The organism is Williamsia sterculiae (assembly GCF_900156495.1).
Classification (GTDB): Bacteria; Actinomycetota; Actinomycetes; order Mycobacteriales; family Mycobacteriaceae; genus Williamsia_B; species Williamsia_B sterculiae.
In genome coordinates this window covers 64,529-78,515 of record NZ_FTNT01000013.1, presented here as the reverse complement: position 1 = coordinate 78,515, position 13,987 = coordinate 64,529, and the positions used below count along the sequence as shown (strand labels likewise).

Genomic DNA, 13,987 nt, shown 5'->3' with positions numbered 1-13,987 from the left:
CGCATCGGAACCCCCGGCCCGGGGCCGTCACGTCGAACCGGCGGCGAACTAGGATCGCCTACTGGCCACACCACGACCGGCCCCCGGCCGGGGGCAGACCGCGCCGCGCACCTGGAGGTGAGATGAGCCGCAGCACCGCAGCGGAGTTCTTCACCGACTTCGCCGAGAGCGCGGACGGCGACGTGACGCTGCGGCTCCTGCGGTCGCGCAACGCGGTGGTCCACCTGTCGATCATGGCCGCGCGTCTCGGCGACGGACAGGTCGCGGGTGATCTGCTGACCGCCCAGGTGCAGACCGACATCGATCAGCTCGCCGAGCACTGGACCGACCGCGGTTTCACCCCACCCGGCGCGACCGACCTGCTGGACCGATGGGTCAAGGACGGTTTCGTCTCGCGCACCCTGGATCCCGTTCGTGACGTGGACCGCTACCACCTGACCCGCGGGGCGACCAGCGCCATCGCGCAGATCCAGGCGGTGCGCCGGGACCGGTCCGTGGCCACCGAGACGGTGATGGAGATGGTCGTCGGGCGTCTCGGCGACGTCGCCGTGGCGATCAATCCGGATCCGGGCGAACACATCCGCGACATCGACGCCAAGATCGCCGACCTCCGACGCCGACGCGACGAGCTCGCCGCCGGTGCATTGCCCGCCGTGGATCGGCGCCGGGTCCTCGACGACATCCGGATGGTCAGCTCGCTCGCCGAGCGTATGCCCGCCGACATCATCGGGTACGGCGAACGGCTGCGGCAGAACTCGCGAGCGCTGCTCATCCAGGGCGCCGACGATTCCACCGGTGGCTACGCCGAGGCGTTGAACCGCCTCTTCGACGGATACGACGAACTCGCACAATCACCGCAGGGCAAAGCCTTCGACGCCTTCTACGGGTTGATCGCCGACCACCGGATGCGCCAGGTGCTCGAACAGCACATCGAGGACATCGTCGCCGGTATCCCGGACCTGCCCGACGACCTCGTCGAGACCCTCACCGGGTTCATCGACCGGATGTGGGCGGAGGTGCAACGCGTCGACGAGGTGCGCGGCCAGGTGTACCGGCGCATCAACACCTTCGTCAAAGAGGGCGATGTGCTGCATCACCGGGTGCTCCGCGAGCAGATCGCCGCCGCGCAGAAGGCCGCCGCGGCGGCCTTCGAACGCGTCGCACCCACGCGCGACATCGGCATACCGGTGCCGTTCAGCACTGTCGACACCGCGTCGGTGGGCGCGCTGGCGTTCCACGACGGCGTGATCGAACTGCCGGATGTGGTGCACGACACCGGCGGTGAGATGGTCATCGACCCAGCTGCGTTGATGGCGGTGGAATCGATCGACTGGCAGTCGTTGACCGAGGCGGTGAACCTGGCCGTGGACGCAGGCGACGGACCGACCGGGTTGGCCGACGTGCTGGCCGTGCTGCCGGGCGCGCGTGCCGGTGACGTGGTCGGCGTCTGGTCGCTGGCCCTGCGGCATGGGGAGGTCGACGAGGTCCGCGAGGTCACCGTCCTCGCGCACACTGCCGCAGGCGCCCGCGAGATGCGGCTGCCCGCGATGACTTTCAGCGCACCGCTGCCCGACGCACCCGTGTCCGCGCCGGCCGCCGTCCACCTGCTCGACGGCCTGACAGGAGCCCCTCGATGACCGACCCCCGCGACATCGATCCCGCCGCCGCCGCCGCCGCCGCCGACGCCGCAAACGTCGAAGGCCTCATCCCCGTCGACGACATCACCGACAACGCCTCGGTGGACCTCTCGCACTTCACCTTCGACGACTCGACGCCGGTGGGGACCCTCGGTGAGGAGCGCGAGGCCGCGCCCCGGTTCGACGGCGACACCTCACAGCTGCCCGCACCGGTCTGTTACGCCCTCCAGGAGCTCGTCGCCGCGGCCCACGTGTCGGGGCGGTCGCGTAACTGGCGGACGGTCGAGGCCCACGAGGAGATCATCCGCTCGCGGCTCTCGGAACTGAACCTGGTGTTGGTCCTCGACCACGAGAACCGGTACGCCTTCACGCGTCAGGTCAGCGAGAACGACCCCCGGCAGCGCAACATCCTGCGGTCGGCCACCCTGACCCTCGCCGGGTCGGTGCTCGCGTTGTTCCTGCGGCAGAAGTACCTGACCTCTGTCGACGACCCGGTCACGGTGGAGCGCGACGAGATGGTCGATCACCTGCTCGGCTACAAGCCCACCGACGACACCGACGAGGCGGGGTTCGTCCGCCGGGTGGACGCGGCGATCAACCTGTTGGAGAGCCGCAAGGTGATCCGGCAGATCGCGGGTACGCAGCGGTACGCGGTGTTCGGGGTCATCGCGGCACTGCTCACCCCCGAACAGGTACAGGCCCACACCGACGCGTACCTCGCCCTCGCCGGACGAGGCGCCGGGGTCGACCTCGACGAGGTGGATGACGCCGCGGAGGCGGCCACCGAACCCGACCCGACCGAGGAGGTGGTCCGGTGACCGAGATCCTGGAGCGGCCCGACGTCCCCGGCTCCCGCACCCGCAACGTGGGGCAGTTCCGGCTGACCCGCCTGCAACTGGTCAACTGGGGAACCTTTCACGGGTACAAAGACCACCCGATCGACGAGCGTGGGGTGATGCTCACCGGTCCGTCGGGCTCGGGGAAGTCGTCGATGATGGACGCACACTCGGTGGTGCTGCTGCCGACCTACGACCAGGTGTTCAACGCCTCGGCCGACCTGACCGCCAAGGGGGCCAAACGCGCCGCCCGATCGATGGCCGACTACGTGCGCGGTGCCTGGGCGGAGAACGACGACGAACACCAGCAGTCGCAGGTGCAGTACCTGCGTGGCTCCGGTGCCACCTGGTCTGCCATCGCCGCGACCTACGACAACGGTGCCGGCGCGGTCACCACCGCGGTGGCGATCAAGTGGTTCGCCGGGTCAGGGATCGACGGGTCGTCCTTGCGTTCGTGGTATCAGCTGCACCACGGATCGGTGAGTCTGATGACTCTCAACGACTGGGCGGCGGGGGGATTCGACATCCGCCGATACCGTCACGAGCACCCGGACGTGGAGTGCTTCGACGTCCAGGCCGCGTATCAGGAGGCGTTGCGGCGCAGGGTGGGGATCGGGGCATCGTCGGCGGCGCTGTCGCTGATGGGCAAGGCCAAGGCGATGAAGAACGTCGGCGACCTCAACCTGTTCATCCGCACGTACATGCTCGACCGCCCCGACACCTACGCCAAGGCCGAACGGTTGGTGGAGAACTTCACCCAGCTCGACGAGGCCTATCAGGCCGCCGCCCGGGCGCACGCCCAGGAGGAGGCGCTGCGGCCGATACCCGCCGCCTGGGCGGCATATCGAGGCGCCGACGAGTCCACCACCCGCGCGGCCGGGCTGCTCGGACCACCGATGCGGGCGTTCATGCGCGAACACCGGGTGACGTTGCTGCAGAACAAACTCGACAGCATCGAGGCCGAACGCATCCGTTTGGACAACGAGATCGCGTCCTGGGAGAACACCGCCGACGAGCGCGAGGACCGGCACACCTCGCTGCGTGACCAGCTCACCGTCGACAAGGGTGAGCTCACCGCGCTGGAGTTCGAGCTCAAGGCCTTCGAGCAACAGGTCACCGCGCGCAACCGGGCCTACGAGCGCTACGCCGCGGTGGTGGCGCGACTCGAGGAGCAGGTACCCGAATCGGAGTCCGAGTTCAGCGCGTTGCGCGACCGGGCGCCGCAGATCGCGCGGGCCGCCTCCGCCGCCGCGTCCTCGATCGCCGCGTCGGCGCACGAGACGTTCAGCGCCGAATCCGATGCGCGGCGCGAACACGACGCCGTCGCCGAGGAACTGCGCACCGTCTCGTCGCGGCGGTCGCTGCTGCCGCGGGCGGCGCTGGCCCAGCGTGACACCATCGCCGACGCCCTCGACATCCCGGCGGCTGAACTGCCCTACGCCGCAGAGTTGATCGAGGTGATCGAGGACGAACGCGACACCTGGGCGGGCGCGGCCGAACGTGTGCTGCGCGGGTTGGGGATGACGTTGCTGGTCCCCGACGCCCGGCGTGGCGAGGTCGCCGCCTTCGTCAACTCCACCGACCTCGGGTCGGTGCTGGAGTTCCGGACCTACACCCCGAGGGTGGCGCCGGATCGACCGCCGGTGCCCGGGTCGCTGGCCGCCAAGGTACGGGTGCACACCGGTCACCCGGCGGGCAACTGGCTGGTCGGAGTGGTCGCACGCACTGCCGAACACATCTGCGTGCGGTTGCCCCGCGAGCTGGACGACCACGAGATCGCCGTGACCCCCGAAGGGTTGGTCAAGGCGGGCCGCGATCGGTACCGCAAGGACGACCGCAGACCGGTCGGGGATCGCATGCACTGGATCCTCGGCACCAACACCCAGGCCAAACACAGCGCACTGACCGCGCGACTGGATGCGCTCGGCAAGCGGTACGGCGCCGCCCGGCAGGCGTCGACCGACACCCGGGAGCTCCTGGAGGCCAACCGGGAGCGGGCCAAACAGGCCGAGACGCTGGCCGGTTACGCATCGTGGGCCGAGCTGAACTGGTGGTCGGTGCGTCGCGACGCCGACGAGCTCAACCGCCGTATCGACGCCGTCCGCGAGAACCGCGTCGACCTCGCAGAACTCTCCGAGGAGGTGGAGATCGCCCGCGCCGACTGGCGCGAAGCGGTGGCCCGCGTCGGCGCCATCAACGACCAGCTGCGTCACATCGGTTCCGACTGGGACCGGTGGCTGGCCGAGTTCGAACAGATCCGGGACACCGGCTCCGCATTGGACGACGACGACCGCGGTTACCTGGATGAGGTGCTCGCGGGCACGTTGGCACAGACGCAGAAGTCGTTGACCCTGGACAGTTACGGCGAGGTCCGCTCCGATCTGCGCAATGCGCTGGAGGCGGTGCAGAACAAGGCCAACACCGACCGCGACGCGGCGGAGAACCGGATCCTCCGGGCCATGGAGGCGTTCCTACGGGAGTGGCCGGAGGCCGGGAACAACCTGGTCGCGACCATCGACGGTGCCCCCGACTTCGTCGCCGTCCACGAGAGTCTGGTGGCGCACGGGCTCGCGGGCACCCAGCAGCGGTTCCGGCGGTTGATCACCACGGACATCTCGCATTCGGTGTCGAATCTGTATAAGGAGATCGCCGACACCAACAAGCGCATCAAAGCCGGTATCGCCGAGGTCAACTCGGGGTTGTGTCAGGTCGACTTCAACTCCGACACCTACCTGCAGATCGCGGTGGTCAACAACCCCACCGACGAGGCCCGCGAGTTCACCAGGATCGTCGACGCGATGACCCGGGACGCGCCCGCGGCCCGTGCGGGCGACGGGGCGGTGCTGGCCCGCCAGTTCTACCGGATCCGCAACCTGGTCACCCGGTTGACCGCCACCGACACCGACGGGCGGCGCTGGTGCGACAACGTTCTCGACGTCCGCAACAGTTACACCTTCTACGGCAAGGAACTGGCGGCCGGCTCCGCCGCGGACGCCGCACCGGTGCACACCTATCGCAACACCGCCACCAACTCCGGTGGCGAACAGGAGAAACTGGTCGCCTTCTGTCTCGCCGCGGCGCTGAGCTTCTCGCTGCGGACCGGTGACGATCACCGGCCCGGGTTCGCGCCGCTGATGCTCGACGAGGCGTTCAGCAAGAGCGACGAGACGTTCAGCAGCCAATCGCTGCGGGCGTTCGAACAGTTCGGTTTCCAGCTGATGATCGCCGCGCCCATCCGTATGGTCGGCATCGTGGAACCGTTCATCGGCCAGGTCATCCTGGTGGACAAGCACGTCACCCCGGCGGGAGCCCACTCGGATGCGCGGATGGCGACCTTCGGTGAGCTGGCCGAGGTGCGCAGGCACGGTGGGACCGCCTGAGGCGCGCGACGTGAAGATCAGCCTGCGGCAGTGGAACCGAACGCTGCTGACCCGCCAACACCTCACCGCCCGGATCGATGAGGACCTGCTCGAGGTGCTCGATCGGTGTGTCGGACTGCAGAGTCAGGACCCGCGGGCGGCGTTCGTCGGCCTGTGGTCGCGCATCGGTGATTTTGTCCCGGCGGACCTCGACGCACTGCTCACCGATCGCGAGGTGGTGCGGATGGCGTCGTTGCGCAGCACCCTGTTCCTGATGGACGCCGAGGACGCCCGCTGGGTGCGGTCAGCCGCGCAGCCCGCGCTGGACGCCGAGGTCCGCACCGCGCACGCGAAGCGGTTGGTCCGTGCCGCACCGGCGGAGATCGTCGACGACGCCCGGGCCGTGTTGTCGGGGACGGCGCTGTCGGGCAGGGATCTCGGCATCGCACTGGCCGAGCGCCGGCCGGACGAGGCACCCGGCACCCTGGTCGCGATCGCCCGCTGTGGACTCCCGCTGGTGCAGATACCGCCGCGCGGACTGTGGCGGCGCAGCGGCGGCCCCACGTATGCCCTGTTCGACGATTGGGTCGGTCCCGGCGACCCGGCGCTCACCGGTGACGAGGCACGCGCGGAGCTGATCCGTCTGTATCTTCGGGGCTTCGGTCCGGCGACCGTTGCCGGCATCCAGACCTGGGCCGGTCTGACCGGGTTGGGTCCGCTCGTCGAGGCGATGGAGGCGGACTGGGAACTCGAACGCATCGAGGGCCCGGACGGGGAGGAACTCTTCGACCTCGACGGTCTCGGTGTGGCCGACGAGGACACGCCGGCGCCGGTGCGCCTGGTCGCCCCCTACGACAACATCGTGTTCGCGCAGGCCGACCGTCGGCGGGTGATCGACGAGGACGTCATGGCCGCCATCGCCACCCCGAACGGACGCTCACCCGGTTTTGTGCTGGTCGACGGCCGGGTGAGCGGTACGTGGTCGGTGGGCGCCGACGACGCGGTCGCGGTGGACCTGCTGCGGCCCGTCGGAACGCGTGACCGTGCCGCAGTGGACGCCGAGGTCGACCTGCTCACCACGTTGTTGCGGACGCCGCCGGGAACGTAGGCGGTGCCGCGTCACCCCGGGAGTTCGTGGGTGCGGGGATTGCGGCGGGTGATGCAATACGGCATCCCGGTGGGGTCGGCCATCACCGTCCAATCCGACATCCGCGCCACCACCGTGGCACCCCAGTCGACATGACGTGCGACCTCCTCCTCCGGGTGGGTGCTGGCCAGATCGACGTGAGCGCTCAACGGTCCGGAACCGGTGGCGTGGATCAGCAGTTGTATCGGCAACGTCCGGGGGCCGCGCAGGGTGACGAATTCCGGATGTCGTCCCGGCCATGGCTGCCAACCGGTCAACCCGACGAAGAACGCCGCCTCTGCCTCGGCGTCGGCGGCGGGGACATCGATCGCCAGCTGGTCGATGATGCTGATGGTGTCGCCCGGCCAGCGGATCGGTCGTGAGCGGGTTGCCTCGCCCTGCCAACGGACCGCGCAGAACGGGAATCCGGCAGGGGAGCGCAGCGTCACCGACTCGTCGTCGGAGCGCTCGGCGACCACCGTGGCGCCGAGGTCGACCGCGCACCCCACCATCGCGCCGACGTCCTCGACGTGCAGGTCGAGATGTACGCCGGCTTCTCCGTGGTCGGTGCGCTGCACGCGCAGATGCGGATCACCGTTGAACGGTTCCAGCGAGGCGAACTGTCGTCGCGAGCCGCGGGGTGGTGACACCGTGCTGCCGGCGATCGCACGCCAGAACGTGACCTCTTCACCGAACTCGTCGGCGGGGAAGTCGAAGAGCACCGACGCCCAGCGGATCTCCGGACCGGTCAGCGGTCGGCCCTCACCGGCTGCGACGAGATGACACACACATCGTGCGAGTCTGTCACGGGCCGCCGCATACAGTGGTCGCCATGAGTCCCGCTCCCTGGAAGTCCCTGGTCAACAAGGTCACCTCCGCGCACGCCGACCGTATCGCGATGGTCCGACTCGACGGGATCATCGGCAACGCGGGAGTCGGGCGGCACGGGCTCAGCGCCGACGGTGTGGAGGAGACCCTGGAGCGCGCGTTCACCATGGACCGGTTGCAGGCCGTGGTGTTGGTCATCAACTCGCCGGGTGGGTCACCCGCCCAGTCGGAGTACATCGCCGAACGTATCCGCCAGCTCGCCTCGGAGAACGCGGTGCACGTGCTGGCGTTCTGCGAGGACGTCGCCGCCTCCGGTGGGTACTGGGTGGCGTGTGCGGCCGACGAGATCTTCGCGGCGAAGACCTCGGTGGTGGGGTCGATCGGCGTGGTCTCGTCAGGGTTCGGCGCGGTGGACCTGCTGTCCCGGTTCGGACTGGAACGGCGGGTGCACGCCGCGGGTGACGACAAGGCGCGGTTGGACATGTTCCTGCCGGAGAGCCCCGCCGACGTGGCGTGGTTGGCGGGGATCCAGGCCGATCTGCACGAGGTGTTCATCGGGTGGGTACGACAGCGACGCGCGGGCAAACTCACCGAGAGCGACGAGACGTTGTTCACCGGCGACGTGTGGATCGGCAGGCGCGCGGTGGACGTCGGTCTGGTCGACGGGGTGGGGGTGGTGCGGTCGGTGGTCGCCGAGCGTTATCCCGATGCCGAGATCGAGGTCGTCGCACCGCCCCGACCGTTGTTGTCCCGTCTCACCGGTAGCGCGGTGGAGGCCGGCTCGGCGGTGGTGTCGGCGGTCGTCGGCGACGCGATCGGAGGATTGGTGTCCGCGGCCGATGTCCGATCTCGTCGGGCCTCCTTCGGCCTGTGAGCAAGCTGTGGCCGGCACCCGAATTCATCCACAGGTGAAGTGCACTTCGGCTGGCTGAGAGGGTGCACAACCACCCTCGACCTGTGGATGAGGCTGTGGAAACTGTGGAAAACAGGGGTGTGATCCGGTGTGATGGTGACCGCGATCACGTCGATTGGGCCGAATTAGGCCCCGAATGGCTTTAACCTGCGCGATCTCATCACTCGAGTTCACGATCGCGCATACGAGCGGACCCCTGTGGACAACGTGTGGAGACAGCGGTCCTCGCGTCGCCATAGACGTCCGATCGAGGCTCGGATGACACCCCGACGACCGCGTGCCACGATGGCAGCATGTCCGACATCCGCATGGTCCCCGTCGCAGACCTCCCCGAGGATTTCACCGGTGACGAGTCGCGGATTCTGCTCGACGTGCGAGAACCCGACGAGTGGGAGTCAGGACACGTCCGCGGGGCCCTGCACATCCCGCTCGGTGACGTCCCGGCGCGTATCGAGGAGATCGACATGGACGCCGATCTACTCGTCATCTGCCACTCAGGTGGTCGGTCCATGCGGGTGCTGGAGTACCTGAATCAACGGGGTTACGAAGGGGCCAACGTCCGCGGCGGCATGATCGCCTGGGCCGAGCACAACCGGCCCGTCGTGACGGGTGCGTAGGCCGACCGTGCCACGCTGTTGCGCGACGGTCGACCCGTCGGCAGTGGGCCGCCACCGGTGATGGAGCGATGCCGATGATGGACTACTGCCCCCGGTGTCGGATCCAGGCGCGTCATCGTCCGGACCGCCCCGGTTGTCCTCGGTGCGGGGGTCCACTGATGGTCATCGGCGGTGGACCCGTCGCGACTGGTGCCCAGTCGCCGCCGCGTCCCGCCCCGCCGTCGGCCGCCCGTCGGCCGTCCAACCGGTACGTGCGGTGGATCGCTCGACGCCCACCGGAGGCGATACCTCCCCCCGAGTTACCGCCGCCCCCGCGGCCACCCGGAATTCCCCGGTATCGGCAGATCCCGCGGTGGGGGCTGGTCGACGTGCCCGACCCGGCCCCCGAACCGCCACGGCCACGAGCACATGCCAACCGGCAGGTGTTGCGGAACTCGGTGATCATCGCGATGGTGCTGCTGATCCTGGCCGCCGCCGCCGAGATCTGGGTCTACGCACTGCTGATCGCCAACCGAACCGAACCCGTCAACCGCACCCACGCGGCGATCGCGATCGGGATCAATCTGGTGGTGGGCATCGCGTCGTTGCTGGCCGTGGTCGCGGTGTTCGCGACGATGATCGCCTGGCTGCGGGAGGAACGTGTCGACCGCTATCGCCGTGACGACCGGGTGGATCCGCGCGGACGTTGGCAGCTCGTCGTCGGATGCGTGGTCCCGGTGCTGAACCTGGCCTGGCCTGCCGCGTTCTTCCACGAACTCGCCGCCCGTTATCCCGACAACCGTCGGACCGACGTGCAATGGCCGATGCCCGGCGACGACCTGGAGGTGTTGTCCCCGCGGTGTTCGCGCATACTGCGCCGCTGGTGGGTCGGCTGGGTGGCGGTCAGTGTGTTGGCCTATCTGACCGTCCTCGTCCGGTGGTGTGCCGACTCGGTGCAGTGGGCGGCCAACGGTGTGTGGTTGACCGCCGCCTCCGATCTGGCGGGCGCCGCGTTCCTGGCCGGCACCTTATGGGTGCTGAACCGGTTGTTCACCGAGCGCGCCGTCGAGGTGCCCGCGACCCGTTGGCTGGCCGTGGCATGAGACGGGCGAACCGGACGGACGAGGCCCGGTATGAGTGAGAGCGGTGTGGACGAGACCGTCGGACGGCCGGATGGTGCGGCTCGACCCGAGCCCCTCGCGGTGGATCGTCGGCCGGGTCCGGCGGTGGTCGCGCATCGGGGTGCGTCGGGTGAGCTGCCCGAACACACCGTCGCGGCCTACGAACTGGCCCTCGCGCAGGGGGCCGACGGCCTGGAATGCGATATCCGGTTGACCAAGGATCTGCAGTTCGTCTGTGTGCACGACCGCACCATCGACCGCACGTCGTCGGGCAGTGGGGTGGTCAGTGAGCTGACGCTCGACGAACTCCGCGAACACGACTTCGGCAGTTGGCATCCGCACGGTGCTTCCGCGCAGGTGCTGACCCTCGCCGAGCTCCTCACCCTCACCCTGGACTGGGAACGCCCCGTCCGGCTGTTCATCGAGACCAAACACCCGGTGCGTTTCGGCGGGTTGGTGGAACAGAAGCTGCTCGCCGAACTGCACCGGTTCGGGGTGGCCGCACCACCGTCGGCGGATCACAGTCGCGCCGCGGTGATCTCGTTCTCCGCGGCCAGTTTGTGGCGGATCCGCAGACACGCGCCGCTGTTGCCGACCGTGCTGCTCGGCGACACCGCGCGGTTCCTCGGCGGCAGCGCCGCGCGGGTGGTCGGCGCCACCGGGACCGGGCCGTCGATCACCACGCTGCGTGACCACCAGCGGACCGTGGACCGGGACGCCGCCGCCGGTCGGGTGACCTACTGCTGGACCGTGGACGAACGACCCGACGCCGAGCTGTGCGCCGACCTCGGAGTGCGTTGGGTCGCCACCAACTTTCCCGCGCGCCTCGGCGGCTGGTTCGCCGACCTCGCCTGACCGACCCGGCCATACGTCGAGCGTGCCCTCGTTCACGTCGACTGGGCCGTTGTTCACGTCGACTGGGCCGTTGTCGGCAGCGACCGTGCCCATGTTCACAACCGGCGGCACGATAGGTTGACCGGATGGGCAAGAGCAAACGGGGCAGTGGACCACGGCCGGGTAGCAATCGCGCGGAACGGGTCGCCGCGCGGCGGGACCGGCAGTCGGCGGCGATGGCGCCGCCGCCCCGGCCCTTCGCCGGACTCGCGGCGGAGTGCGATCTGGTGGCCCTGCGCACCTTCGTCGCGTCGGCCACGTCGCCGGTGACCGTGCGCTCGGACGTGCACGGCGACAACGAGGTCCGGTTGGCGACGATCCTCCCGGGAGCCGTCGGCGCGGTGGGGCGCGAGCAGGTGGGGTTGGCGGCACTGCAGACCGATCCCGTGCCCGACGACGTCGCGGGCGGACTGGGCGCAGCGCTCGCCTGGGCTGTGTCCGCCGCCGCCGACGACACCTTCAGCGCCGGCGATGAGTCGATCCCGCTGGCCGAGGTCATCGACCCCGACCAGCAGCTCGAGATCACCGTGCACGACGACTTCCGTTGGTGGTTCGCCGATGCCGAACCGCCCGCCGAGATCCGCCAGATGGTGGAGCAGGCCGGCGAGTCGATCCTGCCGACCGCCCGCCTCGACGTCGAGGGCCCGGGCGCGCCGTGGTGGGTGGACGCCGGCGAACGCGCGCACCTGCGCTGGATTCGGCCCGAGGACGAGGACGCGGTGATGAGCGCTCTGGCCCGGGTGCACGCCGCCGGTGGTCTGACCCTGGGCGAGGGCTCACGCTTCGCGGGCTCGTTCCGCACCCACGGGTTGCTGGTTCCGGTCTTCGACCTCGATCCGGAGATGCATCCCGACGAATGGTTGCCGGGGTGCGCGGAATTTGACCGTCAACTCACCCAGGCACTCGCTCAGACCGGGGACCTGAGCACCGCCGAACGTCGGTCCCGCGACGGTATCCGCGGCCGCCAGGTCACGCTGCGCTGACGTCGAGACGCCACTCGGCGCGAACGACGGCCTGCTCGGCGCGAACGACGGCCCGCTCGACGTCCCGCCGGCGGCTCAGCCGAGCGCGCCGCCGGCGTTCTGGATGAGGTCGTCGGGCAGCGGTTCGTCCTTGGCGATGTGATCGAAGAACGCGGCGGTGTTGTCACCGGGGATGAGGGCCAAGCCGTCGCTGGTGACCTCTGACGGCAGCGTGGGGATGCTGGTCGAGATCGGTGAGCCGTGCAGCGCCCAACCGAGTCGGGCCAGATCCCAGATGTGGTCGCCGTTGGCGACGGTCAGAGAACCGATGGCTCCGTTGATCAGGGGGAACAGGCGGAACGGGTTCAGCAGCGTCGACGGACTCGCCGCCTTGGACATCAACGCTCCCAAGAACTTCCGCTGGTTGATCACCCGCTCGATGTCGGCGTTGGGGAAGGCGCGGGTACGCACCAGTCCGAGGGCCTGCTGCCCGTCGAGGTTCTGACACCCCTTCCGCAGGTTGATGCCTGCCAGCGGATCCCGGATCGACTGGTCGAGGCAGATGTTCACCCCGCCGACCGCGTCGACCAAGGAATCGAAGCCACCGAACCCGATCTCCGCATAGTGGTCGATGTGGACGTGCGTCACCGTTTCCACGGTCTGGGTCAGCAACCGCGGACCCCCGAAGTTGAACGCCGCGTTGATCTTGTACTGCCCCTGACCGGGGATGGTGACGAAGAGGTCGCGCGGGATGCTGACCATCACCGCCTTCCCGCTCTCCGGGATGTGCACCAGCATGATGGTGTCGGTGCGACTGCCGTCGCTGTCGCCGGTGGCCAGGGCCTTCTTCTGTGCGTCCGACAACCCGGCGCGGGAATCGGATCCGACCATCAGCCAGTTGGTCCCCGGGGTGTCGGAGACGCGACCGGCGTAGTTGCCCAATGCGTCCACGCGGTGCAACCTGGTGTCGAAATAGAAGGTGAGTGCCACCCCGAGGACCAACAGCGCCACGACCAGCACAGCGAGTGTGCGCACGATCGATCCGGGGCTGCGCAACCACGTGCGACGTCGACGAGGACGTTCCGGTGCGACCTGCCGTCGTGGCGGCGGTTGGTGGGGTGGGGGGCGGTCACCGATACGCGCGCGATCCCGATCGGCGTCGTCGCGACGCGGCGGCAATCCGCGTTCGGCGCGCGCGGCCTCGATGCGGGGATCGCGGCGGAATCCGTCCGGACCACCGCGCCGCGGCGGTGGCCGGCGCTCGTGCTGCACCGGGCGCGCACCGGGTACCGGTTCCGGTCGCTGGGGCGGGGCATAGCCGGGAACGCCGTCGTGACGACCCCGGTTCTGCGGTTGGGCGTGGCGAGAGCGGGGATCGCGGTGATCCCGCCGCGGCGGGCCACCGTCGCGCGGACGATACGACTGATCCCGTGGGGGATATCCGCGATCATCGGGGCCCCGTCGGATGCGCTGAGGGTCGCGATCCCGACCGTCGCTTCCCTGGGCATCCCCACCGTGCTCGCGGCGTGGCTCCCGGGGCGGCGTACGCCGCAGGAAGGGGGGCTCGTCGCTCACAGACCGACCATACGTGCGGCGGGTGCCGTCGAGCGGTCGGACGCGACCACGTCCGCGAGTGCGTCGCTGTCGACACCGAATCGTGCCATCGACAACTGGCCCATTCGCTGTTGACGGAACCCTGCACCGAGCATAGTGTC

General features: G+C 69.3%; 12 protein-coding genes. 10 read left to right on the top strand and 2 right to left on the bottom strand.

What is annotated here, in order from left to right:
• Positions 1 to 122: 122 nt before the first annotated feature.
• From BW971_RS18480 to BW971_RS18465, 4 genes are read left to right on the top strand one after another with little or no spacing between them, the layout of a single operon-like run.
• Positions 123 to 1,637 carry a DUF3375 domain-containing protein gene (locus BW971_RS18480; RefSeq protein ID WP_076482542.1) on the top strand — a complete coding sequence of 505 codons (1,515 nt, stop codon included), beginning with the start codon at positions 123 to 125 and terminating at the stop codon, positions 1,635 to 1,637.
• Positions 1,634 to 2,455 (top strand): DUF4194 domain-containing protein, encoded by an 822-nt coding sequence (locus tag BW971_RS18475; protein WP_076482541.1) that lies wholly within the window; start codon positions 1,634 to 1,636, stop codon positions 2,453 to 2,455. Before BW971_RS18480 ends, BW971_RS18475 begins: the two co-directional genes overlap by 4 nt.
• Positions 2,452 to 5,853, top strand: a complete 3,402-nt coding sequence (locus BW971_RS18470) for an ATP-binding protein (RefSeq protein ID WP_076482540.1) — start codon at positions 2,452 to 2,454, stop codon at positions 5,851 to 5,853. The genes BW971_RS18475 and BW971_RS18470 overlap by 4 nt, the downstream gene beginning before the upstream one ends.
• On the top strand, positions 5,840 to 6,940 hold the full coding sequence (locus BW971_RS18465; RefSeq protein WP_234974484.1) for a winged helix DNA-binding domain-containing protein: 1,101 nt from the start codon (positions 5,840 to 5,842) through the stop codon (positions 6,938 to 6,940). The genes BW971_RS18470 and BW971_RS18465 overlap by 14 nt, the downstream gene beginning before the upstream one ends.
• 11 nt (positions 6,941 to 6,951) lie before the next feature.
• Here the strand turns inward: BW971_RS18465 and BW971_RS18460 are convergent, their stop codons facing one another.
• A complete protein-coding gene (locus BW971_RS18460) occupies positions 6,952 to 7,746 on the bottom strand; it encodes a VOC family protein (RefSeq protein WP_234974483.1) in 795 nt (264 codons plus the stop codon).
• Positions 7,747 to 7,790: 44 nt separating this feature from the next.
• Here BW971_RS18460 and BW971_RS18455 point away from each other — a divergent pair, with 44 nt between their 5' ends.
• The 5 genes from BW971_RS18455 to BW971_RS18435 all read left to right on the top strand — a co-directional run bounded on the left by BW971_RS18455 (position 7,791) and on the right by BW971_RS18435 (position 12,293).
• Positions 7,791 to 8,660, top strand: coding sequence for a S49 family peptidase (locus tag BW971_RS18455; RefSeq protein WP_076482625.1), 870 nt, complete (start codon positions 7,791 to 7,793; stop codon positions 8,658 to 8,660).
• A gap of 332 nt (positions 8,661 to 8,992) precedes the next feature.
• Complete coding sequence (locus BW971_RS18450; RefSeq protein ID WP_076482539.1) at positions 8,993 to 9,316, top strand: rhodanese-like domain-containing protein; 324 nt, start codon at positions 8,993 to 8,995, stop codon at positions 9,314 to 9,316.
• 158 nt (positions 9,317 to 9,474) lie between these two features.
• The gene (locus BW971_RS18445; RefSeq protein WP_159441884.1) at positions 9,475 to 10,398 is read left to right on the top strand and encodes a DUF4328 domain-containing protein; all 924 of its coding nucleotides are present in this window, start codon (positions 9,475 to 9,477) and stop codon (positions 10,396 to 10,398) included.
• A gap of 30 nt (positions 10,399 to 10,428) precedes the next feature.
• Complete coding sequence (locus BW971_RS18440) at positions 10,429 to 11,271, top strand: glycerophosphodiester phosphodiesterase family protein (RefSeq protein WP_083710345.1); 843 nt, start codon at positions 10,429 to 10,431, stop codon at positions 11,269 to 11,271.
• A gap of 125 nt (positions 11,272 to 11,396) precedes the next feature.
• Positions 11,397 to 12,293, top strand: a complete 897-nt coding sequence (locus tag BW971_RS18435) for a DUF5926 family protein (RefSeq protein ID WP_076482537.1) — start codon at positions 11,397 to 11,399, stop codon at positions 12,291 to 12,293.
• A gap of 75 nt (positions 12,294 to 12,368) precedes the next feature.
• Here the strand turns inward: BW971_RS18435 and BW971_RS21745 are convergent, their stop codons facing one another.
• Entirely contained in the window at positions 12,369 to 13,544 is a 1,176-nt protein-coding gene (locus tag BW971_RS21745; RefSeq protein ID WP_234974482.1) for an LCP family protein, read from the bottom strand.
• 60 nt (positions 13,545 to 13,604) lie between these two features.
• On the opposite strand from BW971_RS21745, the gene BW971_RS21990 reads away from it, so the two are divergent.
• On the top strand, positions 13,605 to 13,961 hold the full coding sequence (locus BW971_RS21990; RefSeq protein ID WP_143690457.1) for a hypothetical protein: 357 nt from the start codon (positions 13,605 to 13,607) through the stop codon (positions 13,959 to 13,961).
• The last annotated feature ends 26 nt before the right edge of the window (positions 13,962 to 13,987 follow it).